Genomic DNA, 26,239 nt, shown 5'->3' on the forward strand with positions numbered 1-26,239 from the left:
GATTACGGGGTATTTCTTGAAAATCAACCGGAGGATGAGTTTCCTGTGATGAAAAAAATGTACGACGGTACCTATATCGAATGGGAGGTGGATCGGCAGTCTGGATCGTGGAAAGAAAAAATGCAGAAGATAGCATATGGAATCGAGCAGTTCAAGGCTTATTATGATAATCATGATATTCCGGCTGCTGTTCTTCGCGATAAGGGAGTACCCATTGATGAAGTCGTCTACGAGTCGAGGTATGCCGATCTGCTGGTGGTGGATGCCGGGTATTCCCCAGGTAAAGATGCTGCCAGAACCCCCACTACTTTTATAGAAGAATTGTTGACGAAGGCCGAGTGTCCGGTTATAATTGCTCCGGATGATTTTAAAGGAGTAGAAGAAATTGTATTTGCATGGGACGGAAGTGCTTCGGCAACCTTTGCCATCAAGCAGTTTACTTATTTGTTGCCGGAGTTGCGTGAAAAGAAAGTTTCGATCATACAGGTGAGAGAAGATGAACGTGATCGGGGTGCGGCAAAGCAACGGTTGAGTGAGTGGCTTTCCAATTATTATACGCACGTGGGCTGGGATGAGCTCGATGGGCCCGTAAACGCTGTTTTACTCGAATACTGCCTTGGGAAAAAGGGGGCTTTTGTCGTTTTTGGTGCCTATGGCAGAAGCATGATGTCGAGGTTTTTCCAGCGTAGCCGGGCTGAACAGGTTATTCGTACTGTTGCACAGCCTTTCTTTATTGCTCACCACTCATGAATACGGGGCAAATCTAATAGGTGTTTTTCTTTATGGCCGAGGTGAATTTGCCAATGTTCATTACGTTTGATTTTGTTGAGATTTTTTCGCTGGTATGGCCATTTGGAAATTTTGGCAGACCATCCAATCGGAAGCTATTCTGCGCAGGCTGTTTTTTCTTAACTTGTTTACATGGAGAAACTGGTAATCGACCAAGGGCTTACCACCGAAGAGGTGATGGTTAGCAGGCGCAGGTTTGGCGCTAATATTACTCAACAGGAAAAGCGTTCTGTGTTTTGGCGTGTATTGTTAGGTATCGTTAAGGAGCCCATGTTCCTGTTGCTGGTGGTGACGTGTATTATTTACTTTGCTTTGTCGCAAACGCAGGATGCTTTCATTATGCTGGGGGCTTTGCTGTTGGTAAGCGGCATTTCGCTATTTCAGGATTATCGCAGCAGCAATGCTGTAAAGGCGCTCAATAAGCTGGCCGCTCCACGCGCAAAGGTGATCAGGGATGGGAAATCCGTGTCGATCCCTGCCGAAGAGATCGTGAAAGGTGATTGTGTGGTACTGGAAGAAGGTATGGTCATTCCGGCCGACGGGCAATTACTTTCCTCCAATGATCTGTCGGTCAATGAATCGCTGCTGACGGGTGAGTCCTTCTCCATTGCAAAGACACCAGAAGGTGACAACCAGGTTTTGAAAGGAACACTTGTTACGTCGGGAGGCGGATTGATGGAAGTACAAGTCGTGGGACAACTTACGCGTTTTGGACAAATCGGGGAGTCGCTTGCGCACGTTGCAGTGGAAAAAACACCCTTACAGAAACAGATAAACCGTTTTGTGCGGAGGATGGTGATGGCAGGCATCGCTGCCTTTGTGGTGGTGGTTGGATTTAATCTATACCTGAGTGGCCATTTCAATGAGGCATTTCTGCAGGGGCTTACACTGGCCATGAGCATCTTGCCCGAAGAGATCCCCGTAGCATTCTCTACATTCCAGGCATTGGGCGCTTACCGGCTTCTTAAAAAGCAGGTGATCGTGAAGCAGCCTCAGTATGTGGAGACACTGGGCGCGGCAACTGTGATCTGCGTTGACAAGACGGGGACACTCACCTGCAATAAAATGGAGATCGTTCAATTGTATGATGTTGCTACGGGTTGTACGTTGTCTGTCGCCGGTAATGCAAATATGCCTTTGGAGCTGGTGGAATATGCCATGTGGTCGAGCGAAACGGCGCCTTTCGATCCTATGGAAAAGTCGATTCATGCCCTGTATAAACGAACGGCATCAACCGATCTGAGGTCGTTATTCGATCAGGTACATGAATATCCTTTGGGTGGCGTGCCGCCTATGATGACCCATGTGTTCCGGAATGCTGCGGGGCGCACCGTGATCGCGACCAAGGGAGCGCCAGAGGCTGTGTTGCGGAGCAGTAGCCTTTCCGGGGCTGAACGCCTGCGATACCTGGAAAAGAGTAAGGAATTTGCACGTCTGGGATACCGGGTACTTGCAGTCGGAAAAGCGGAGGGTGAATACATGACGTGGCCTTCCCGTCAGGAGGATTTCGTATTTACCTTTTTGGGCCTTATCGTTTTCGAAGATCCTATTAAGCCTGGCATAGCTGATACGATAGCGGTGTTTCGCCAGGCTGGGGTACGGGTTAAGATGATCACCGGTGATTATGCCGAAACAGCGCTGGCCATCGCCGCGCAAGCGGGTTTGGAGGCGGATGGAAGGGTGCTAAGTGGTACAGATGTGCTGAACATGAGCACCGTTGAGCTAAGGCGGCTGTCGGTGAGTACAAATGTCTTTGTGCGCATGTTCCCTGAAGCAAAACTGAAAGTGATCAATGCCCTCAAGGATGCCGGAGAGGTGGTAGCCATGACCGGTGATGGCGTCAATGATGCCCCTGCCCTTAAAGCGGCACACATTGGTATTGCCATGGGGCAACGCGGAAGTGAAGTGGCTAAGAGCGCGTCATCGCTCATCCTGGCAAATGATGATCTGGCGGGTATGACGGCTGCCATTTCACTTGGCAGAAAGATCTATGATAACCTGAAGAAAGCGATCCGCTATATTATTTCTATTCATATCCCAATCATTTTGATCGTTATGATACCATTGCTGTTGGGATGGTCCTTTGCCGGCATTTTTTCGCCGGTGCATGTGATTTTCCTGGAGCTGATCATGGGGCCTACCTGTTCGATCATCTATGAAAATGAACCGGCAGAACCTGGCACGATGGAGCGGCCGCCGCGAAAGATGACGTTTAATTTTCTTACGTTCAGGCAGTTGCTGGTTAGTTTATTACAGGGGCTGGCTATCACAGCGGGGTGTCTGGGGTTGGGATATTATTACCTGCAGGCCGGTACGGATCATACTACCGTTCGCACTGTGATATTTATCACTTTGTTATGCTGCAATATTTTTCTCACACAATTGAACCGGTCATTCGTGCATTCGGTTTTCAGAACCATGCGGTACAGGAATAGGCTGGTGCCGGTGGTTATTGGTGTTACCCTGGTATTTATTGCGTGTTTACTGTACGTTCCGGCAGTGCGGAGTTTGTTTGCTTTGGGTGAACTATCGGGCAGCCAGCTGGCCCTTTGCGTAGCGGTTGCTTTCGTGTCAACCTGTTGGGTCGAGTTGGGGAAACTCTATATTCGCAAGATGGATGGTATCAAAGCTTATCAATGATTCTTCATATTGGGAGTATGTTCAGGCGGCTCGGTGATGGAAGATTTTACTGCCAGAATGATTGGGGTGAGGTGGTCGGCTTTCACTTCGTCGAAATTGCGTAACATATTGTTTTTTGCTTCAGGGTCTTTGGTGAACGCGGCACCCATCCTGAGTAGCAGCCGATCTTTAAATGATAGGTTCTCTTTGATCATTCTGCCTTTTAGGAAGAATAGGGATAAGTTGTGGCGGAGTTCTGCCGGGATATTTCGATCGATCAGGGTTTTTATAGCCTGCTGGTCGGACAAGGGCGTACCACAAACAACAAACAGATGCAGTTGCTTTTGTTCCAGGATAGCTTTGTGCTTGTGCAACCATGCCGATATCATCAAGCGACCAATATAAATAGCGCTGCCTGCAATCACTATGTTTGCACTGCGCAGCATGGCATCGTCCGTGACGGAAGCATCGACCGATGTTGTGTTGAGGGTTTGGGCCAATAATTGTGCATATTGGCGGGTAGCTCCATATTTCCCCTTGTAGATAATGATGGTATTCATCTTGGGCGATTGGGTTGATTAATGGTCGTCTGTGTGCGAAGAGGAGTGCCGCATCATCGGGCCGGTCAATGGTATATGATGAGCTTCGATCAATGCGATCTGTTGATAGGCTTCCAGCGATCCTGCTGGCAACAGTTCGACTTCTCCTCCGTCTTTCAGTACTTTTTCAATGATATCGTTAACGACATCCTGTTGGTTAAGCGGATCGATAGAGAGAGGTTCCTGTAGTTCTTCTTTGTCATGGTTGCAGGATATAAAGCGTACCAGGTTTTCCTCTACTGCCAATAAGATCGACCGGCGGTGGGTCGCTGCCTGCCACGCACCGTCAATGCCGCAGTGCAGCGTACAGGCTTTGTGTGCGTTGTTGAGTTTTTGAAGGATCAATTCTTTCCTATGATGAGGCCAATGATTCAATGCTGGTTGCAGTATGGTAACATACTCGTTTTCGGAACCCTGCCTGGGATCAACCGGCAGGTAATCCATAATATGTGCTGCATGTTCCGTCTCTTTTTTAGAGACTTCCAGCAATTCTTTCTCTCCCAATACAAAAACAGGCAGGTGGAAAGCCTCGAGTATCAAGCCGAGTCCACGATCTATCTGGGGTACAAAACCGAGGTGCGACCAGGCGTTGTGCTGTATCAATGTTAAATGGGTATTATTGCCTTCGTAGAGGTTTATGTACTGACTTTCCAGGACGAGCGCCAGGTAATGCGGGGCATTGCTTTTTGCCTTGATTATATTCTTTACGTCGAGGTCTTCACCGGTTCGGATCATCTCAATGACCGGAAAGTCGAGGTAAAAGAGTTTCGATCGGTAAGGAGTGGCCAGGAGCGCGATGCTTTTCCTGTAGTTGTAATAAGATATTTCCTTCAGGAGCTGTTGTATCCTGGCTATGACAGGCAACGCCTTGCGGTTTGAGTATTGTTGAAGCAGGCGGCTTTCGGCCTTCGATATCATTCGTTTCAATCGGCTTTCGATCGATGCTTTCTCATTGACCTGGGGCTCAAAGGGAAGCGCCATGCAAACGGCCGGAGTTTGCCCTGTTTCATGGATCAGTTCTTCCGGCAATGAAAGGACCTGGATCATAACAAAAGTTTTAATGAATGATGTAGGAAGCATACTGCAGGCAGGGTAGGAGCTATTGAATCTTTGACTGTTACAATGCCAAAAATATACTGCTCCGGGAAGCTTTTAGCTGACAGATATCAGGAAGTTATATGAGTGCTGTCAATGTAGTGCTATTTGTGCCTGCACACAATGATGCCGGTCGTTGTCTGTTCTGACGCATCTAAAGTGCTTCGCGCTATAAATTTGTTTTGGGCCGAGGATGATCAGGCACTTGCCAGTTTCACTTTGATCGTTACTGGCGCAGCCTCTGGTGCATCGCCGGATGGTTTGGCCCTGTCGTGTTTCCACTTCGTTTTAACCAGTAAGAGAAATACCCCCAGCGCAAGAATGCCATAGGATACGCCCAGTACAGCCTGGTTGGTGATAGAAAGCAGGCTGGCGAGTAAGGAGCTTATGATTGAAGTCACTATCGCGAAGCCGCCGCCGGTGAGTCCGCTCGCTTTGCCGGCATATTGGGGAAAGCGTGTAAGGTTATATGACATCAGGTTATTGAAGATGAACCCACCCATACTATGCAAGAGGAAAACATACAGCAACAGCGTGAAGATGTTCTGATAGTGCATCGTTAGCGGGATCAATAGTGCTGTGGCCAGGAGCTGCACGCTGCTCGCGATGAGCAGTTTCTTCATAAAGGGCCGTTGTATGAGCATGCGTGACAAGGAGCCTCCGATAAATACCGATACACCCGAGAACAAAGCGCAATAGCCTGTTACGACTGGTGAATATTGCATGCGCTGCTCGATGAGGAAGGGACTTCCCATGCCATATACCAGCAACATGGCATACGTGAGGCCGAGTATGATGAGCGCGGCCCCGAAGTCGGACGCTTTCAACATATGCGTATAACTGCCGATGAAGTTGCGGACACTAAATGGCTGTCGTGCTTTGATCGACTCGCCACCGATCCATAATTCGATGAGGAGGAAGAAGAGTCCGAAGTAGCCGAGGAACATGAAGTTTGAGCTCCAGCCCCATTGGGTTTGAAAGAAGCCTCCCAGGAATGGTGCTACGATCGGAGCAATGGACCATATCACTGAGAATAAGCTGGTATATTTCTTCAGCTGATCTCCGCTGTACCGGTCTACAAAAAATGCCCTTTTACTCACTACGATGGTCGCTACCGTAATTCCCTGGATGACCCTCAGCCCGTAAATCAACTGCAGGTTGTTCGTGTAAGCAATGGAGAAACTGGCGATGCTGAATATGGCCAGGGAGATCAGGCTGGGCCAGTAACGGCCAAAACTATCGATGAGGCCTCCGACCAGTAATTGTGAGACCCCAAAGCTAATAATGAACAAGGAGAGCGTGAGTTGTATGGCTGCCGGCGTTGTGTGCAGTTGTGCCGCCATATCCGGCAGTGAGGGGATAAACACATCCATGGCGAACCCGGATAAGGGGATAAGTCCCAATGCTACAATAGTATTCCAGCCCACCCGGGCGTCTTTGATTGTTTTCATGACCTGCTACTTTTTTGTAGCGTTAAAAGTAGTGCACGCCATGTTTTCTGGAGTTATACGATTCAAAGGCATGCTTATAGAAATCAAAGGGAGTCCGTAAGGGCCGGTTGCTGGCTGTTCCGGAACTCGAGCGGGGTGAGGTTGGTGAACTGTTTAAAGTATTTATTGAAATGCGAAGGATACTCGAAGCCAAGGGCATACGCGATCTCGGCAATATTCCAGTTGGTATTGCGCAGAAGGGCCCTGGCCTCGGCGAGTACGCGCTCCTGGATAATGGCGCGGGTGGTTTTGCCCGTGTGTTTTTTTATGACGGAATTAAGGTAGTTGACATGCACATGTAACTGATCGGCAAAATGGGCCGGACTGAGCAGTCCGAGAGAACTTTCGGCTGAATCGACGGGGAAGTGCTGATTGAGTGAGGTCATGAATGCATCGACAAGCCTGTCGCGCACGGGGGCTGCATAGGTTATCTGCTGCTGGTGCAGGCGGATCCCTTCATGAATAAGCAACTGTACCAGGTTGCGGATCATATCCCACCTATAGGCGTAGTCGGATTCGCGCAGGCTTTGCATTTCATTGAAGATCATGCTGAGGCGGTCTCTTTCCGTTTTCGTGAGCAGTACGACCGGGTGCAGGGAGGAATTGAAGAGCGGACTGGCATATTGTACATCACCTGGTATATGACCTTCTATGAATGCTTTGTTGAAGATGGCCTGGTAGCGGCTGATGGGGTTGTCCATGATCTCGATGGAGGCGGGCACGGAAGGATGAGTGAAGAGCAGGCAGGGCTGATCGAGTGGTATCTCCTGTTCGTTGTAGATAAGCCTGCCATCGCCGCGTCCCATATTGCTGCTGAGGCAGATCTTATAATAATCGCGCCGGTTGAAGGGCGTGCGTGGGGTTGCGGAAGTGGTTTCGCGGATAGTGAAAAAAGGTTGGCTGTCGTTGCCGGGCAGTAGTTCGGAAGGTATAGGCTGTCCGGTACGTTGCAGGTACTGCAACAGGCTTTCTGTTGGGATCTTCTTTTCCATAACCTCGATGTTTGTTGAGCGGCTAGTGCTTGCGCGATTATACAAATCAAAGGTAGGGGATTTTGGGAGAATACCCGAAGAGGGAGGGTGAGGCGGCCTTGGTGGGTTGGCCATGAAGAGGTTATTAAAGCAGGCTATCTCCTGCCTTGTAACTTTTAAAATCTGAACTATGGCTAGAAGTAAGAACTTTCTGCTCAAAAACCTTTCTGGTCACCTGGGTAAGCAATTGGTCTTCAAACAGTATGGAGACTTGACAGTGGTAAGCAGGTATCCCGATATGGAGAAACGGATATTCTCCGACCGGCAATTGCAGAACCAGGCTGTTATGGAAGCGGCCAATGAAGAAGCGAAAAGGATCATGGCCGATGATGCCTTGCGTCATGCGGCGCAGGTCAGGCTCAACGTTACTGCCAATAAATTGTATACGGCCCTTGTCAGAGAGCTCTTTGCGAACGTCAGGAAGGCCTGAACCCTTTCAGGGGATTGGGGTATGTTCGGCGCAGGATTAGTCATCGCATGCTGCTCCGATGGTACGGTCAATGAACTTGGACTTAAGTACATCGCTTATTTTATCAAGGCAGAAAAGGGAACACCCACCTTGAACTTAGCAGCGAAATAGTCCCACGCATTTTTATTAACCGGTGCGTCCATGAATCCAACTTCAACTCCTATGCTACCTTTTGAAATATCTGTGTCCTTTTTGAGCCTAAAGGCAGGGCCGATGGTTATTGAATAGGTAGCGGGATACGAAGAGCTGGTAAGCCAATCAGGCTTTTTAAAGGGAAGCTTAGTGTCTGCCCGGAATTCAACTCCCAAGACTTTGTTTTTACCCCAAAACGTACTGACATACAGTCCAGGCTCGAACGCAAGGATATCAGGTTTTAAATCCTGATAGTAGCCCAGGGTATCTGAATTCTCATTAATTAAGAGAAAATCTTTTTTAACGCCGTCGTATTCGGTGAAAGGCTTTTTTATAGCGGGGTGATCCATATAATTGTGTAAGCCAAGGTCGGCTCCAATTCGGAAAAATAGTAAGTAGGTCCTGCCTTCTTTGATTACGTTCATGTTTAAGCCAAATGATGCCTTTAAAAGATTTTTTGACTTAAAGGTGGATTTTACCGTTGCGTCAAGTGAGTCCGTAGAAGGGCTAATTGAGTTGTTGGATATGGAGCCTCTTAATGAATACCATCGAACATAATATCCTGTATAGATGTCGTTTTTTACTTCAAATAATGCCATTAGAGAATCTACGACATTGTTGTAAAATGTACTATTTTTCACATCACACTGTTGGGGTGTCAATGATGCCGCCAAACGTGCAAGTGAATCTGCTGCCATGAATGTGCCTGAGAGTTTTGCATAATCAGTTGCGCTGTCCTGGAAATTGCTGCCCAGGCTTCTCCATTTTGCATCTATTCTGTTTTTAAGAGAGTCCCGAAGGTGTAAAATGCTGTCCCGTTGATAACTCAATTCCGATAGCTTTGAAAGAATTGCGAAATAGTATCGTTCTCTGGAGCCAGATTTGCTCAAGCTGTCACAAGCCTTGATTTGGAAATTTCTGCCGCGCGCCCTCGTCCAGGAATATGATAAATTTGTTCCAATATCAGCACTCCAGGAACCTGTAGTATAAATCCCGAATAAGCCATTTGTTGCTTTCGAAAAAACACCGAAGTTTAAAAAGCCTTTTCGTTTTGGAGAAACAAACGCCGAATAATTAATTGATAACGTTCCTTTTTCTGCGTCCTGCACAAAGCTTGTAGCCGGGCCGTCTTGTACGAGGTCGTTTGATCCGATAAATACATTACTTAAAATAGGTTTAAATAAGGAGTCAAAAGCCCGGTCACCTGAAAGATTGGGGTCAGGATTCGTTTTATTCTTAAGCGGAGAAAAGGCGTTCTTTTTAAACTCGTCGCGAATTCCACAGTTGTATGTTTCGTGATATCTTTTGAGTACGTTGGTGAATGAGTCAATGACAATCTTTTTATATTGATCTCTTTGAAGTGGAGCTTGCGCAAGCAAAATGTTGTTGATGCTGCAAAGAATAAAAATGAAAATGGATGTGAGTAAAGGAGCTTTTCTCATAAACAAGGTTTGCCAATTAGTTTTGTCTTTGTTCGGGGGTTAACAGTTGGTAAAGTAATAATTAGTTTTCAGTTTTTTGAAACGCAATAATCAGGCTCCCATTTATTTGACTCATGTCAATGAGTAGTCTTGAACCCTATTGTTGAGGCGGGGCTAAGGTATTTCAACGGCCCGATAGGCGTATAGGGTCAAACAGCGCCTTGCTATCAGGTGCGTTTTAACAATTTCTTGGTCGGGACGAATGATTATTTGCTCTACTTTTAAGCTAACGGCCGATTTGTAAACCTTGTCAACTTCCCGCCATGACGCTTAGCCGAAATGCCTTCTTTTTGCTGCTGCTTATTATTGGCTGCAGTCCCTTTATTATCTGGAAACTGGTTTGGCTGTCGAAGACAACGGTTACCAACGGCAAAGTTTGGTACAATGGCCATACGCTGGAGCTGGATGGCAGCATCAGCACGCACCTGGTGGTACTCTTCAAGGCAGGCAATGATTCCATCAGTTTTAATGCACCCACCAATATACCTTTTAAGGAGGGCGATGCAGTGAGCGTTCGATATGTGAAGAACGAGCCATCTGCAGCACGGGTCAATACGCCGCTTCGCATTTGGGGCGATACGCTGGTGTACAGCCTATGGCCAACGCTCGTATTACTGGTGATCTATTTCCTGCCAAACTCGCTCGATCCCATCGTGCCCAGGAAAAGTAAGATCAGGCTCACCAGGAGAAAGTTCGTGGAAATTGTTCAGCCTGAGGTGCAAGTCGTGGTGTAGCTCCCCGTTGACGTTTTGATGGACAGCTCTTATGGCATATAAAAAAATAAAGGCCGCCTGCATGTTTTGCGGCGGCCTTCACTTGTATGATTGAGTTCAATCTCTTTTACTGACGGCTGATGCGGTACAGGTTACCTGAATCGGTCACCACATAGAGCGCTTGATTAAAATAAGCCAAGTCGCGGATACGCTCCTTTTTATCTTCCAGCAATCTTTCTTCTCCCACTACCTTGTTGTCTTTGATCACCAGGCGGGTGAGTTGCGTACTGCTGAGGCCTGCAATAAACAGGTTGCCTTTCCATTCGGGAATGGCATCACCCTCATAGAAGCACATACCGCTGGGAGAGATCACCGGATCCCAATAATAAACAGGCTGCTCGAGGCCTTCTTTTTGCTGAATGCCTTGTCCCACCTTTTCACCACTGTATTCGATACCGTACGTGATCTCGGGCCAGCCGTAGTTCTTACCACGCTTCACGAGGTTCACTTCATCACCACCACGGGGACCAAATTCAGCTTCCCAGAGTTCATTGGTAGTAGGGTCGAACGCGAGGCCTTGTGGGTTGCGGAAACCATAAGCCCAGATCTCCGGCATAGCGCCTTTGGTATTTTCGAAAGGGTTGCCCGGTGCGGGTTTGCCCTCTTTGGTTACACGGAAGATCTTGCCGAGGCCTGCATCGAGCTTGGGAGCTTGCACTCTGCCATCGAGGTTGGAGCGTTCGCCGGTGGAGAAGTACAGGTATCCATCCTTGCCAAATGCGATGCGGCTGCCGAAGTGGAGGCTGCTTTTCAGTGCTGGTGTAGCCCTGAAGATCACAGTGGGGTTTTCAATGGTCCCTTTAGCCTCGTCGAGTGTTCCTTTTGCAAGGGAAGTAAGGTTGCCGTCGGCGTATTTCTCAGCATAGGTCCAGTAGATGATCTTATTCTTGCTGAATTCGGGGTCGAGGGCCACATCCAGTAAGCCGCCTTGTCCGCGGGCTTCCACGGCGGGGAACCCGGTAATGGCTTTGGCCAGGCTGCCATCGGCATTACGCACCTCCATAGAACCTCCCTTGAGCGTTACGAGCAATTTTCCATCGGGCATGGGAACGATGGCCCAGGGGCTTTTCAGTTGTTCCGCGAGCTTGTCGGCCTTGAAGGAGGTGTTGGTCTTAACACCGCCGATACGTGTCTGGCCGGCAAAGGCAGGCTTGTAATCACTGTTGGGTGCCTTTGTTTCCACAGGTGGAAGGCCGGATTGTGCGTTTGCGCAACCTAATACGCAGGCAAGCAGGGCAGTACTGGGAGTAAATCGATACAGCCGGTTCATTTTCATTTGTTGATTTTTTCTTGTTTGATAGGTCTCGGATCGGCGCGGATGTTCGAACCCGCGTAGCTGGCCATCAAGTCCTTTGGGTGGCCGGTTGCCCCGAGATGCCGACAAATATAATTAGCGATCCTGACCTACGGGAGCCTAATAGCCGGCAACCTGACAATTATTTTTTAAATGGAAAATTAACACCATGGATGCAAGAGGCGAATGGTTGTTAGTTGCCGATCGTCATCACCAGTTTTTTGCCAAAAGTCTGGTTAGCTTCCATCAGGTGATGGGCAGCTTGAACAGTATCTACACTGAGATTGCCTACCACCTGTATTTCGGTAGGGCTGATCACTTCCTGCTCGATCTTGCTGAAAAGTTCGCGCAGCGAATGACCGTAATAATCCAATGCGCCCGTACTGTTTTTTAATGTCATGGCGTAGTTGGCTACATGGATGACCGTTGTTGCTTTGTTAAATAATAATTCTCTCGCTTTTTCTGTTTCCAGCGCGGTGACGTTTACATAGATGCCAAACACTTCCACTAATCCGGCACTGATCTCCGACATCGTTCCGCCTACGAGGTCTATTACTATATCAAAGAGGTTTTGATTGTTTTGGGTCTTTACCGTTTCCTGCCAGCCGATCTTCGTATAGTCTATGATATGGGATTTGGCCAGGCCGATCTGGAGAAGGTGGTTGGTGCTTTTGCTGCTTCCGGCCGTGGTGTAGAGGTTGTGGTGCCCCTGCGAAAGCAGCAGTTTGATGAGGATGGTTCCCACGCCACCTGCGCCACCACTGATGAAGATGGACGGGTGTCGCGCCAGGTCGATCCTTCTGACGCATTGCAAAGCGGTCAGGCCCACGAGTGGTATGGCTGCTGCCTGTTCGAAACTGAGTTGGGCTGGTATCTTTGCTATCAATGGCACGGGTACACTGATCAATTCGGCGTAGGTGCCGTTAGAGGCAATGCTGGCCACATAGGCGGCCACCTTATCGCCCACAGCGAATGATTGTACACCAGGCCCCAGTTCCACAATCTCTCCGGAAAGTTCTCTCCCCAGGATGGGTGATCGTAGTAACTTACTTTCATTGAGGCCCTGCCGCATCTGGTAGTCGATCGGATTGAAGGCGGTGGCCCTGATCCTGATCAGTACTTCATTGGGTTTGGGTTGCGGTGATGCATAGTCTGCCAGTTCAAAATTGCCTGTGCCGCCAAATTGCTGTAAGATGATTGCTTTCACTATTGATAAGTTGGTTTACATTCACTGCTTCTACGAAAAAATACCACTTTACGGTAACATTCTGCATTTTTAATTCCCTTACCTTCACGGCTCATTCCTATTAACACCTCCCTTTACCGAGAAACGCACGTAGCACTGTGCGCAAACGTATCCTAAGGCAACACGGTAACGCACCATCCATTAGTATCCCGCATGGAGTATAGCGATATACTTCAACTTCTTATTGCTGTAATCCTTCAAAGGACTATGGCCCTCAATCTTATTGCTCACTAAAACCGCCTATCATGACTCAGGATCAATTGTCGCGCCTGCTGGAAAATCTCACTGCCCGTTTGCAGCCTGCTGCTCCGCAACAGGAACAGCAATTGAAGCGGGCGCAGGAACTGATCGCTTCTTCCGTGATCAAAGGTGATATTCCGTATGCAGGCGAGCAGGTCGTCTTCAACAGCGCTCAACTGTTTGCGGCTGCCGATGTGACCAGGGCCTCGCTCGATCAGATCAAGGCCATCGCCACGGAGACCGTTGCTGCCAACAAAGATCCGGAGACCCGTTTCTTCATCCGCCAAACACCCGTACGCCAGTACGAGGTGGCGGGCAGCGTGCCCGACTGGGCTGTCGGCAGTAATCCGGTTGAATCGCTGGGACCTTTCCTCAACGAACAAGGCATCGAGATCTGGATCGATTTCTATAAGATCGTGAAGCTGGTGACGCTTTATATGAATGGTGCACCTGCTATACTTTTCAAGACCACGGTGCGTGGCATTCCCATCGGCATCAACACGCCGCCGCCCCTGCTGCAACAATACACGTTGAATGCGGGCAGCATCTGGATCAATGCGCGCCTGCTTTCGCCAGCAGCGCCCAATAATAAGTATGTCGGCCTTAAGATAAAGGACGGAACGCTCAATACCTCTATCGCCCCGGTGTTGCAGAATAACCAGGCTGTGTTGAATCCCGCCACCGTGCTGACCCTGGCGCTGGACATAGAACAGCCTACGGAAAACTTTGCCGGTGACGGCAGTGGCTATGGCGATGATGCGCGAAAAGCAACTTACCAGTTGCCCACTTCTTTGCAACTCGTGTGGCAAAACAATAAGGTCGATATAACGGGTATCGGTGAGGCGGGTTGTACGGTATTTGGCCAGGCACTTAGTTTTGCCAATACCAACCAGGCCGCTATTAGTCTCGAGTACAATGCACTCATGAGTAAAGTGCTGATACCCTGGAATGCCTCGCCGGTTGATTTTGTGGTGACGGATTCGGTGAGTCCGGCCTTTAAATTGTCGGGACAGGCTACCATTACCCAGGCTTATTGGGGCTTGCCGGCGGCTGCACTCGACGTGGCCAATCCCGTACAGGCCGATAGCGGCGGTTCGGTGGTATTGGTAACCGGCAAAGGACTAATCGCTACCTGGCCCGGATTGCAATACGAATCGTTGCGCCTGCAGGCGACCATCATCAACGCAGAGCCCGGCATGGTAGCGCTCCTCGACCTGGCGGCTCAGGGCCTTGGCGCCATGCAGTATTTTGATTTATGGAAGGAAGGCCAGCGGCCGGCTTCTACTGCTACCATTACTTATTTACAGGCCGCGCCTTTCATGCTGGCTATCTCTGCCGAGCAGAACCAGGAGATGATCACCATTTTTGCGGATGCGGATATTCAGGCCGACAGGCCACTGAAAGTAAACAGCAGTCCGTTTGCTATTCGTTCACGCGCTTCGGCGCTGGCGTTGATGGCCAACAAGGATCGGCGGTTGATCATGTTGTTTGACGACAATTTATTGTGGGATAATAAGAAACCGGAAGATAAACAGCCCCTCTTCAAATGGGAGGCCATTGCTTTGGAGAATGCCTTGTTCACCGTATCGCCGGTGGCGGGTTTTATGCTGTTTGGTGAATTGAGCGATTCGTGGAAGAAGGTGACGCGGGCGAATTTCTTCCTCGTATTTGGTTTATCCACTTACCTGCCCACTTTGCCCGATCCCTATGTAGGCAATTTCGGGCTGTGGATACGCCGCTTTGCGAAGCAGCGGGTGGCCGGCAACGATGCGGGCCTCGCGGCCACCGGCTCGCTGCAGCAGTTGCAAACGATGCTCGTGTGTGCGATACGGTATGCTAAGGGAGCTGCGGGCGACGATGTGACGACCGATTTTTATTTTGGTACAGTGCCGCCTGCCTGGACCGAGCTGCCCGAAGAGCAACCCGCGCAACCTGTCCAGCCTGCACAACCCGGCAAGCCGAAGCCGGTTCAGCCCGTACGGGAGGGTGGTGGACTGACGCCCGGCGGCGGTGTTCATGTAATACGCCGGCCCGTGCTCGTAGACCTGACATTGAAAGCCGTGAGACTGATGGAGGGCGCCCGCCTGGTGCAGTTCAAGAACGCGACGCGCATTAAGGTATCTGACCTGCTCACGGAAAGGGTGGTCAAGCATGCGGTGAGCGATTTGTTCATCCCGAAAAAGAAGTTACCACAATTACCGGCTACCAAAACTGTACTGGATACGGTGGCCGAAGGAGAGGAGCTGAAACACAAACGACTCGCCTTGCGGCAAACAAATGACTATACGGGCTTTTGGGATAACGATATTATCGGCAGTGGCCTCGATAACGATGTGTTCGCTTTGCTCGATGTAAGCAGCAATGCCCACCAGATGGGTATCAGTATCAATCCCACGATGTTGTTTGTGCAAACCGGCACGGTGGTACCCGGCGTGGCGGGCGATCACGCCGTGAACATGGCTTCGACGCGGGTGGCTGCCAACAATGCTTTTCCTTTCGTGGTGGAAGGCATGCAGGTAAAGTCGCCCTCGCGGCTGGTAAAGAGTTTTACCTTGCCGCAGATCGCTTGGGAACCGGTCATCAACCTCACAGCGCCCGATAGGGAGCCGCCTGGAGGTCCCAAACTGGCCATGGATCCAGAAGCAGGGTTTATTTATTTTGCCAATGATGGCGGCGCTACCCGGCTCTGGAACAACAGTACACAACTGGTGGCATTGGCGCCGATACCGGTGGTGGATGCACTGATCAAAGACTTCAAAGAGAACACGGCCAATTATACGGTGGCTTCCTTTACGATGCCCTTCGGGTTGAAAGCCATCAGCTATGTTTCCAAAAACTTTGTAGAGCCGGTAAAACCCGATATCACCAACCTGCGGCCACTCTTCCGCAAGCAGGAGGATGGCAGTCATAAGCTGGAAGGCGGTATACAAATACAGTTCACAGCCGGCCAGTTTGGCAAGCCGGTACCTACACCGGCCGAAAAGGATTCGCCGATGTTCCCTGGCTATACGATTCAACTCAACAACCTGCTCGATATGGTGGGCATCGCCAAGGGAGAAAGTAACCTGGGGCACCGGGTTACGGAGATCTTCAACAACGAATTCCTGGTACAGCCGCTTGGCACACCGGGCCTCGAAAAATCGCGTGGGGTACCCTTGACGCGCATGGACGTTACCGGGTATGGCGCTAATATCTTCAGCAAATGGCTGAGCCCTACGGCCGCGATCGCGCAAACCAGTCAGGCGCGTTTTGATGTAATGCTGGGCCGTACGGCGCACGAAGTGATACAGGTGAAAAGCATTTTATACCCCTGGGGTATCCGGGTGGTGCGCACGATCACCGTGTTTCGCACCAGTACCGGTTATGTATACCGCGTAGACAGCGGCTGGAAAGCAGAGAGCGATGGCCTGTTCGATTTCTCGTACCGGTACCTTTTGCTGGGCAAAGATCCGTTTGCTGATGATCTGAAGGATAGTGATTTCAAGACGGTCAAGGCGCCTTATGACATTCACCCGGGTATCGTACGCGGTCTCTTCAATATCCGCAACATCAAAGATGCAGCTTCAGTGGCTGAATTCACCGATTCCAACTTTTATCCGGGCGGTCTGCCTTATGTGAATGGCGTGAAAGGGATGGAGATGATGGCCGATCCCGGTGGTATTACTGAGCCTGTGAAATGTGGCGCCGTGTATTTCGATGCCGATGTGGAGATTGAAAATGTAGTGCAGGGCCATACGAACAAACGGGTAGTTTCTAAAAAGATACTGGGTTATGTACAGGTGGCACCGGCTGGTGTTCCACTAACGCCGCTGCAATTGCGTGGCCTGCTCGACCTGCATGGCGGCAGCATCGGCGGTGACCTAGATTGCGTGATCGATATCGCACAGAGCAATCAGCAGATGAAGCTAACACGCTTTGATTGTAATGTGTCTATCGATGGCAGCAAGCCGGTATTCGTATTGGCGGGCCGGGGACAGGTCATATTACCCAAAGATGGCAGCTGGACAATGGTGCAGCACGAAGTGGGCACCGGCGATGTGGCGCCCCTGGCGGCAGGTACTACGGTACCGCTTATCCGGAAGGGTTTATGGCAGAAAGAAACGGTCGTGAACCAAACGGATGTGGAGCAGCAGTTGCTGCGTATTGCGCATCCCAAAGAGATCATCCGCGAAGCAACTAGTGATACCATCAACTTCGGTTTTCTGCAAAGTACGGCAACGCAAAAGGCATTGTTCCTTACACCAGCTTTTGGCTTTATGAAAAAGCAATTGCTGAGTAAAACGCCGCCCATTTTTGCCGATGCCTACCGGTTGATGACGGGCAATGGTATTTTCCCCAACGTAGGCAATGCCATCGATAATTTCGGGAAGGCCATGCCACTATTCCATGGCAAGCGGCCCGACGATTCTTTGTTCGATGCTTTCAATACCAGTGCGTTGAAAGATGGGCTGACGAATGTACTGGAGCTGATGGAGATCACCCCGGTGAAAGCAGGAGAGGTGATCGTAGAGCAGGGAATGAGTTTGTTGCAGAAAGGCGCAGCAGGTGTACTGGACAAGGCCATGAAGTTTGATGTGCCGCCTTTTGAAATACCGCTGGTGGATACGGACGGTTTACGGATTTACATTGAGTATGCAGCGAAGAAGAAAGACAAGGACCCGAAGGGCGATGCCGCGCGGCTGAACTTCGATGTGACCTCGCTGGCCAATGACCTGGGCGATCAATGGAAGAGCCGGCTCAACAACCTTGCGATGGTGGTAGACCTTGGTGATATGAAGCGCCTCATGATCATCAAAGGGAATTTCGATAGTAAGAAAGGTAAGGAAACCGGCTATGAAGGTGACCAGGGAGGTGATGGCTGGCCTACACCTGAAATAGAGTTCAGCGATGCCCTGAAACCGGTGATCGATATATTACAGGTGCTGGCGAAACTGAGCAGCGGCGACTATGCAGCTGCTATGAAGAAGGGATTGCAGATCGCGATGAGCAATAGCGGTGAGATCTGGGAATACAAGTTTGAAGCTGGTAAAGAAATACCGCTCGTACGGTTCCCGCCAACGGACGAATTGTACAATAGTGCGCAAACGCCGTTGAAGCTGGAGGCCTCGCTGGGTATAGGGGTTTATTTCAATGCGGCGCTGAAGGTGACCACCGATCCCAAGCAATTGTTGCCAACTGCCGGCGCTTACATCAAGTTCCATGGAGGGCTGAAGGTAATGTGTATGTCGGTGGGCGTGGGGTCGATCTTCGCCATCGGTACGGTGGATGTGAAAGTCGCCTGCGATACGAAGGTGGGGCCGAGCCTGGCGCTCGACTTCGGCTTCGGCATCGAGATCGTAGTGAGTTTGCCGGTAGTGGGCAATGCGAGCGTGAGCTACCTGGTGGGGGTGCAGATGTATGCCGATAAGAACAAGGTGATCGTGGCGGCACTGATGCGCTTCCGCGGGCATGCCGAATTATTGGGTGGCCTGGTGGCGGTGACCATCACCATCGAAGCCAAAGGCATTATCGTACGGGAGAACGAGCAAACGGATTGCTCGGCCCAGGTAACCTTTGCCATCGATATCAGCATCTTCCTGATCATCGACATCAGTTTCTCGAAGACCTGGGGCGAAGACCGCCAGATCGCTTAACCGAGTTCCTTCAACTTAAACATTTCGACATGGAAGCTAATAGAAAATATACAACGATGGTGTTTCCGCAGGGATTCGACGGTACCCATCTCCTCCTGCATATTGTATTGATACCCCGCAACCAGGATCCCTTTAAGATATGGCCCACAACTGTGACAGACCATGAAGAATCAACACCTTTTGCCGACCTGGTGCCGCAATTTGAAGTGGCGATCCACAAGGGGCTGGAAGAATGGCCCATCGGCAATGTGGGCACCATTGTGAAGCTGCCGGTGACGGTTGATGAAGCCGTCAATAAGAAAGCGGCACTGGATGGCATTGCTGTGCAACTGGGCGCTAAGATCAATATGGATGGATCAACCGCGGCAACGACCGATAAGGCGCCGGATACGCCGTTGCCCGAAAACCAAAGTGTACAGAAATACCTGCCGGAAACCTACCGCACGGCGTTCAATTTTACCAATCCCAGGCATCCTAATGCCAAACTGGATGATAGCTATCATTGCGCCATCAAGAAGGATACCCCTAAAAAGAAAGACTGGAAGAACGACGATAACCTGAGCTGGGGCCAGGTGTTTGCCCATATTCTACGCCAGCCGATGCTGGCGCGTGGCTGTGGAATGATCTACACCGCTTCGGTTGACCTGACGCCCCATGCTGAGCTGTTGGAGAAGGGTGGCTTTGTGCATGTGAACATGGTTGATACGCAGACAGCGGCCATTCAAAAGGCGTTGTTGGAAGATGCGCAGGGACCATTTGTGAAACGATATGCTGCCCGCATTCCTGCGCTGACCCTTGGTACGGGCAGGCCGGTGTTTGCACCCATGCTATTCCCGGTATTGCATAAGAAGACTGCCGATCCTGCTGATCCGGTACCGCCCCCTGCGGAATGGGATAAGATATTTGCTGAACTGAATGAATACAACGATGGTTATGCGAAGATCGTGCATGCCGGCCAGCAGGTGAGCAGCAATCTGCTGAGTGAGCGGCAGGATGGTCCGGGCCCGCAAAGCGATACCGGCATCCGCCTGGCCTGGGATGATGAGCAGATCATGATCTGGTATCTACGGCAACTAAGTGCCAACCCGATGGATGCCGGCAAGCGGCTGGATGTGCCCATGGGTGTTTATGGTTACCGCATCGACGTACGCAAAGATGAAGTGGGCAGTGAATGGAAAAGTCTTAACACGGTACAAAGCGATCAGCCGCTGATGATCGGCGATGCCAACCTGGGCACTACGCCTGCGGGTGGTCTTGAATTGCCTTTCCAGGTATTCCCTTCACAGCTCGACAATAATACCAATGCACCATACTGGCTGCCCATGTATTTTACGAACTGGATTGGCCGGAGCGTGGTGTTGAAAGATATAGATGCCATTCGCATCAATCGCCATGCCGATGGGCAAAAGAGTCCGCTCGATAACACAGCGAAAGCGGTCGATACGGCTTCTCCCTATACCGAGATACCCTCTGGTGTAGACCTGCGGTATGGACAAGGTTATCAGTTCCAGGTGCGGATGATGGACATCAGTGGCGGTGGACCGGTGATCGGCGCCCCGATAGTTAACAATGCGCCATCACCATCGGCCAAACATACTTTTAAACGCTACATAGCTCCCGACCTTTGCCGGGTGGAGCAACCGGAAAAGCTGCGTACGGGTCTCTCTTCCTATTTCAACAAAGAGGATATGGATGAGAACAGTGTATCGATACCTAACCCTGCATTACAGATCAGGCGGCCATTGCTGAACTATCCGGCGGTGCTATTTACCGGTAAGTACCAGGCCATCGGTCAAAACCCGGTAGACCTGCTGATCGCAGCTACGGGCGATGCAACCCTCAATAAGATACCGGGTATTGCCGATCCGGATGTAACGCATGTGGAGATCAAAGTAGAGATTGAGACGCTCAAGCTGGACAACTTGTTGAGCGAAAGTGGCAGGGAGAATTATATCACGTTATATACAACGACGCGTGCTTTTCCCGCGGGCTTCGACGATGAGTTGTCGCTGCCGGTCGTGTTTCACGATGTGCCGGTGTTGCTGGCTGGCAACGTGGATGATCCATTTAACCGGCCAGACCTGAACAAGGCGGCCATCGATGGCATGACAGACATTCCATTGCCTACGGCGCGCCGCATCCGGCTTACGCTGCGGGCCGTGTGTGCTGAACAGGCTGGTTATTTCGGATTCAGTAACCCGGCCAATAAGGATATGGATACGCGCTATGGCAAAACGACGCAATGCTGGTTCCATCAGCCCTCTACCGCTGAGGAGACATTGCTGTTGCCGGCGGTAAATGTGCCGCCGCTGCAAGGCATTTACCTGCAACCGGATCCTCCAATGTTGAACAGCGGCGTACTCTCTACTTTTTTCCTCGCCAGGGAGGCGCAAAATAATATGCCGGATATTGTACAGCGCTTTGCACAGAAGCTGGGATTGCGGAACAATGGCCTGACGCTGATGGGGCGCAAGGGCGAACGCGTGGTGTTTGGTTGCAGCAACCGCATCCGCCATCATTTGTCGCCCGATCATGGCAGCATCACTTTCTCTTCGAAAGGAGACCTCTGCAACCATTGGTTGGGTTGTATCGTGTATCGGCTGAACCGTGACTGGACCTGGAATGCGTTAGAAGACGTGAGCTTCCAGGTAAAGCGCTGGCGGAAGTTTGAACGCGATAAAGACGAAGAGACGGAAGTGATCAAGGTATTGGGCGATATTGAAATAAAACGATCAGCTTCTTTCGAGTGTTTGCAGGAAGATGAATTTGGCGAAGTAAACCGTGAATACACGACGCTCATATTCATCGATGCGATAGAGCCGAAATCGGTATTGGAAAAAACAGGCGGCGGCTTGCGATTCCCCGATGAGCTGAATGCTGAATACGAATTGACACCGCGCTTTCGTCCGAATCATGGTGCGCCGGCTCCTTTTAAAACAGATTTATTACACCTGCCCACTACGATCATTCCCGCGCAGGTGCCGGAGATCGCGAGCGTCGGTATTGCATTTTCTCCCTACCTGGCCAATGAACGATACAGTGCTACTGAACCCAGGCAGCGCTACCTGTGGGTGGAACTGAAAGAACCCGTAAAAGACCCGCATGATGCGTTGTTCTGCCGCGTGCTGGCGTATGCACCCGACCAATTGCTGAGCCATAGCCGGGGCGGCATTATGACCGAAGTGCCGGAAGAGCCGGCCTTGCCGATCGATCCGGAATACATTCGCGCGATAACGCCGGGACAAACAGATGATATGGCCGGTATGGGAGCTATGCAGCCGATGGAGCGGGCGAGTGGCAAAGAAGGTCTTCATTACTTGTTGCCACTACCGCCAGGTTTGCATCCGGAAAGTCCCGAATTGTTTGGCTTCTTCACCTACGAGTTCAGAATTGGCCATGCACATGGGCATATGCTGAAGCGCGATCCCAAGGGTGATCTATGGAGTACAGCGCAGGGAAGATTCGGACGTCCGCTGCGGGTAACGGGTATGCAGCATCCGGCGCCGAACTTACTGTGTAATGTAGATAGAGATAAAGACCGGGTGTATGTTACGGCGACGTATGCCAAAGCTGTATGGCAGGGGCGCAATGTAACCTGCGATCCACCGCGTACACAATTGCATGGGCTGCTGTATGCACAGGTGCGTCAGGCGGATGGCAATGGGTATCGCAATATCCTGCTCGATGAGCGCCTGATGGTGTTGGATAAGCCTATCAAAAGAGCACCTGGTTTGTTCCTGCAGGAATTCCATGCCGCTCAGTTGCATACGGCGCGCTGGACGGCCGACCAGGTAGCGGTGAGCGAGAAGGCGAATGTGTTGATCAGTCACTTGTCGTTGCTGGAGGAAAAAGAACTGACTGTATTGCGCCTTAACCCGGCGGTGAACAGGAAACTGGCGGCTGTAGTAGTGGCGCGCAGGCTGGGTAAGATCGAGCGGCTGGATGCGCAGACAGCTGCCCAGTTGGTGAGTGCTTATGAGAAAGTGAGTTGGAAAGATAGCCTGGCACCGGCGGTTGCGGTGAATGCCGGTGACAAGTTTACCCAGGCGAGTCTGGTGGCGGGCGCCAAGCTGGCCATCTTTAAAGATGCGCCGAAAACAGCGACTATAGCCTGGACAAACAAAGAGATATCGCTGATGCTATATCAATTGGGTTTGCCACAGGATGCTTCCCTGAGCGTGCTGGTGGTGGAAGTGTTTGGTAATATCACCAGTGTATTTGAACAACTGGGCATGCCGATGGATCAATTGGAAGTATTGATGCACCAGCGTCCGGATGTGGTGAACGCTATTAAACAGCGACAACAAATGCAACAGCAAGCATTATCGAGTCAGTTGGGCAACTATCGAATTTTGCGCACCTCACCGCTGACGGAAGTGCCGTTTGTGTGTTGCACGACCTGCGGGTAATAAATATCTATTGTAGTTGATAGCAATTCTAAGTTAGAAAGCAGGTACAGTCCTGCTTTCTTTTTTTGCAGGATGTCAAGGTGGCCATCAGTATTTGTCTACTGCTCCAACTGGATGGCTTTCGGAAACAGGATATTGTTCTCCAGGTGAATGTGCAGGTGCAGGTCTTCCTCAAATTCTTTCAACAACGCGAATGTAACCTTATACGTATTGCAGGCGTCTGCCGGCGGAGTGTAGTTGTTGGTGAGGGCTGCAATGCGCCGGAAACGTTCGCCTTCGTTGTCGTGTTCCTGCTTCATCATCTCAATGGGGTTCTGTACCGTGCCAAAGGGGGCAGGTACGTGCCTGCCGCTGCCGGCCAGCATTTTACGGATATAGGGAAACAGTACCAATTCTTCCTTTTGCATATGGGCTGTTAGTTCTCCGGCACTCTCGTTGAACAACTTTTCCACTTCTTTCAGTTCCGGATGCCGGTCGCCATGTACTCTCGACACTTTGTGCAGGAAAGGGGTGATTTCCTTTATTCGGGTGGTTACATAGCGGTGGTGTTTTTTCTCGATATAATCGGCCAGCAGGTCGAGGGGCCAGGTATTGAAACCGGGGTCTGTTGTGCTGGGCTGATGCGTAGTTTGCTGCAATTCGCTGATAACACCTTCTATGTCCAGTTGTTTTTTAAGGCAGGCATCTGCGATGCTGCGATTGCCGTTGCAGCAAAAGTCAATACCGTGCTTTTTGAAAACAGGGGCTGTGCGGTAGTTGTTGGCAACGAGTTCGCCAATAATGGATTGTTCTGTTATATTCATGATCGCTGATTTTAGCGATCATAAAATTACCGGCGTCTGTAAAGGGAACCTATGAGGCCGGTCAACCTGGATAGTGAGTATAATCAGCTGCCCCTGCTTCAGGGCGCTGAACGCAGGTGCAGAAGCACTTGTGTGACTTAAGTATGACTTAGTTGCCGGTGTTCTTCCACCTCAACTGTACACCACCCATGAACCAGCGGCCCGGCATAGGGGTACCCAGCAGGTCGCTGTATTGGCGATCGAAAAGGTTATCGACCTGCGCAAAGACGGCGATCATCTTATGCAGGAAAGCGTACTGCACCCTTGCATTGGCGAGGAAATAGTCGGGTGAAAGGGCAGCGTTGATGGCGGCTGCTTTTTGTGCCTGCCTTTTCTTATACAAGCCATTGGCGCTGATGAGCAGGTTCTTCCACTCATAGATCACGGAAAAGTTGGTCAGGAATTTGGCATGCGATGAAACATAGAATGAGGGCGTAGTATCGCTGCTGGTACTCGACAGCCAAACGAGACCGGCGCCAGTGGTGAGTTTGTGTCCATGGCCGAGATCGTGTATGTACTGCACATCCGTTTCAAATCCGGTCGTATTTACTTCCGCGATGTTTTTAGCCAAAGCATAAGTGCCGGTGGGAGAGAGGTTGGATTTGCGTGGCATATCGGCATAAGCGGTGGTGCTATAGTCGATCAACCGTTGGTGAAAGCGCTGGAAAAAAGTAGATGATAGTTTCAGTTTGTCTTTCCAGAACCAATCGGCTCCAGCTTCATAACTCACCGACCGCTCGGCCCGGAGATCGGGGTTGCCGACGCGGCCGCTTGTTACCAGGGCTTTGTTATAATTGTTATACCGCTCCGTGAAATCGGCATCGCGGATCGTTTTGCCTACGCTTCCCCTTAGCTGCCAACTGCCGATCTTCTGCGACAGGTCGAGCTGTGGCACCAGCTCGGAGCTGATGTTTTCGAAATAGACCCATTGCAGGGAGGGACGCATGGTGAATCCTTCCCAAAGCTTTTGTGATACAGAGACGAAGGGCGATACCTGGTAGAGTGTATGATGCCCCCGGTCGTTGGAGGCGATCTTCTTCTCCAGGAAGTTTACACCAGCCACCAGGCCGGTAAGCTTGTTAGGTCTGTATTCATACAGCAACCTTGACTGAAATAACTTCGATTCGCTGCTGTTGGGCGGCGACAACTTGTTGAAGGCATAGCGGTCGGTAACTGATTTGTACCCCGCATCGAATGAAAAGCTCGCTTTGGCCCCTTCGTATGCGATGCGTAGCTGGTGCCAGCGTGATGTTACCTTCTCTTTGGCAGTATCTGAAAGAAAGGTGGTGTAATAGTTTTGCGCGGCAAAATCGCGGGTATCGTAGGCAAAGCGATAGGCAACGTTCCATTGGGCGTTGAGGTAGTAATTAGCCGATACCGAGGCAGTGGTGTTGTTGAAGTAACCGGTGGTACCACGCTGCTGCACTCCATCGGCCTGGTTTTTAATTACACCGCCTGCTACATGTAGTTTGTTGTGGCTATATACAATGCCGGCATCTGCCCCCCAAAGGCCATATTCGCCGCCATGGGCGCCTGCTGTTATTCTAGTTCCTGTTTGCCCCATTTTCGCGGCAAAGCTTTTGGTAATGATGTATACAACGCCGCCTACTGCATCGGCTCCATAAATGGCGGAAGAGGCGCCTTTCAACACTTCAATACGCTCGATCTCGGCAGGAGCAATGGGTATATAGCTATTAAAGTGACCGGTATTGGGGTCGTTGAGGCGCATGCCATCGAGTATGACGAGCACCTGCTGAAAAGTTCCACCGCGCAATACGATATCGCTTTGAGAGCCCATGGGGCCACGTGCCTGTATTTCAACCCCGGGTACATACCGCAGCAATTCGTCGAGTGAATGTACGGGCAGGTCTTTAAAGCGATCGCCGGGTACGATGGTGATGTTGCGACCGGTTTCTGCCGCCCGTTGCCGGCTTAAGGAGGCTGACACGGTTACCGGATTGAGGGTGGACTCCTGTGCGGTGATGGTAAGTCCGCCCAGGCAGGAGCCAATGAACAGCAGTAAGTACTTTTTTGGCATAAGCCGCAAAAGTAGTCGATGTACAGTGAATGGTGAAATCGATGGCGATGGCAAGTTGA

At 50.6% G+C, this 26,239-nt stretch carries 15 protein-coding genes; 6 read left to right on the forward strand and 9 right to left on the reverse strand.

Annotation, left to right across the window (positions count from 1 at the left end):
• The first annotated feature begins 48 nt into the window (after positions 1-48).
• Together P2H89_RS32380 and P2H89_RS32385 are read left to right on the forward strand one after the other, a co-directional pair.
• Positions 49-750 (forward strand): universal stress protein, encoded by a 702-nt coding sequence (locus P2H89_RS32380; protein ID WP_275835132.1) that lies wholly within the window; start codon positions 49-51, stop codon positions 748-750.
• Positions 751-921: 171 nt separating this feature from the next.
• On the forward strand, positions 922-3,429 hold the full coding sequence (locus P2H89_RS32385; RefSeq protein ID WP_275835134.1) for a cation-translocating P-type ATPase: 2,508 nt from the start codon (positions 922-924) through the stop codon (positions 3,427-3,429).
• Here P2H89_RS32385 and P2H89_RS32390 read toward each other — a convergent pair.
• The 4 genes from P2H89_RS32390 to P2H89_RS32405 form a co-directional block, all read right to left on the reverse strand.
• The gene (locus tag P2H89_RS32390; RefSeq protein ID WP_275835136.1) at positions 3,423-3,968 is read right to left on the reverse strand and encodes a flavodoxin domain-containing protein; all 546 of its coding nucleotides are present in this window, start codon (positions 3,966-3,968) and stop codon (positions 3,423-3,425) included. The genes P2H89_RS32385 and P2H89_RS32390 overlap by 7 nt on opposite strands.
• Before the next feature lie 18 nt (positions 3,969-3,986).
• Complete coding sequence (locus tag P2H89_RS32395; protein ID WP_275835138.1) at positions 3,987-5,054, reverse strand: hypothetical protein; 1,068 nt, start codon at positions 5,052-5,054, stop codon at positions 3,987-3,989.
• 245 nt (positions 5,055-5,299) lie between these two features.
• Positions 5,300-6,553 carry an MFS transporter gene (locus tag P2H89_RS32400; protein ID WP_275835140.1) on the reverse strand — a complete coding sequence of 418 codons (1,254 nt, stop codon included), beginning with the start codon at positions 6,551-6,553 and terminating at the stop codon, positions 5,300-5,302.
• 83 nt (positions 6,554-6,636) lie between these two features.
• Positions 6,637-7,584 carry a response regulator transcription factor gene (locus P2H89_RS32405; protein WP_275835142.1) on the reverse strand — a complete coding sequence of 316 codons (948 nt, stop codon included), beginning with the start codon at positions 7,582-7,584 and terminating at the stop codon, positions 6,637-6,639.
• A gap of 169 nt (positions 7,585-7,753) precedes the next feature.
• Here P2H89_RS32405 and P2H89_RS32410 point away from each other — a divergent pair, with 169 nt between their 5' ends.
• A complete protein-coding gene (locus P2H89_RS32410; RefSeq protein WP_275835143.1) occupies positions 7,754-8,053 on the forward strand; it encodes a hypothetical protein in 300 nt (99 codons plus the stop codon).
• Positions 8,054-8,148: 95 nt separating this feature from the next.
• Here P2H89_RS32410 and P2H89_RS32415 read toward each other — a convergent pair whose 3' ends face one another.
• Positions 8,149-9,666, reverse strand: a complete 1,518-nt coding sequence (locus tag P2H89_RS32415; RefSeq protein WP_275835145.1) for a hypothetical protein — start codon at positions 9,664-9,666, stop codon at positions 8,149-8,151.
• Positions 9,667-9,968: 302 nt separating this feature from the next.
• Between P2H89_RS32415 and P2H89_RS32420 the strand changes: the two genes are divergently transcribed.
• Positions 9,969-10,439, forward strand: a complete 471-nt coding sequence (locus P2H89_RS32420; protein ID WP_275835147.1) for a hypothetical protein — start codon at positions 9,969-9,971, stop codon at positions 10,437-10,439.
• A 106-nt stretch (positions 10,440-10,545) separates the two neighbouring features.
• Here P2H89_RS32420 and P2H89_RS32425 read toward each other — a convergent pair whose 3' ends face one another.
• Positions 10,546-11,754 carry a PQQ-dependent sugar dehydrogenase gene (locus P2H89_RS32425; RefSeq protein ID WP_275835149.1) on the reverse strand — a complete coding sequence of 403 codons (1,209 nt, stop codon included), beginning with the start codon at positions 11,752-11,754 and terminating at the stop codon, positions 10,546-10,548.
• 211 nt (positions 11,755-11,965) lie between these two features.
• A complete protein-coding gene (locus P2H89_RS32430) occupies positions 11,966-12,979 on the reverse strand; it encodes an NADP-dependent oxidoreductase (RefSeq protein WP_275835151.1) in 1,014 nt (337 codons plus the stop codon).
• A gap of 284 nt (positions 12,980-13,263) precedes the next feature.
• Between P2H89_RS32430 and P2H89_RS32435 the strand changes: the two genes are divergently transcribed.
• On the forward strand, positions 13,264-18,891 hold the full coding sequence (locus tag P2H89_RS32435; protein ID WP_275835153.1) for a hypothetical protein: 5,628 nt from the start codon (positions 13,264-13,266) through the stop codon (positions 18,889-18,891).
• A gap of 29 nt (positions 18,892-18,920) precedes the next feature.
• Positions 18,921-23,300 carry a hypothetical protein gene (locus tag P2H89_RS32440; RefSeq protein ID WP_275835155.1) on the forward strand — a complete coding sequence of 1,460 codons (4,380 nt, stop codon included), beginning with the start codon at positions 18,921-18,923 and terminating at the stop codon, positions 23,298-23,300.
• Positions 23,301-23,398: 98 nt separating this feature from the next.
• Here the strand turns inward: P2H89_RS32440 and ric are convergent, their stop codons facing one another.
• Both ric and P2H89_RS32450 read right to left on the reverse strand, forming a co-directional pair.
• Positions 23,399-24,103 carry an iron-sulfur cluster repair di-iron protein gene (gene ric / locus P2H89_RS32445; RefSeq protein WP_275835157.1) on the reverse strand — a complete coding sequence of 235 codons (705 nt, stop codon included), beginning with the start codon at positions 24,101-24,103 and terminating at the stop codon, positions 23,399-23,401.
• A gap of 148 nt (positions 24,104-24,251) precedes the next feature.
• Complete coding sequence (locus tag P2H89_RS32450) at positions 24,252-26,180, reverse strand: TonB-dependent receptor (protein WP_275835159.1); 1,929 nt, start codon at positions 26,178-26,180, stop codon at positions 24,252-24,254.
• Positions 26,181-26,239 lie beyond the last annotated feature (59 nt).

The organism is Paraflavitalea sp. CAU 1676 (assembly GCF_029223285.1).
GTDB lineage: Bacteria > Bacteroidota > Bacteroidia > Chitinophagales > Chitinophagaceae > Paraflavitalea.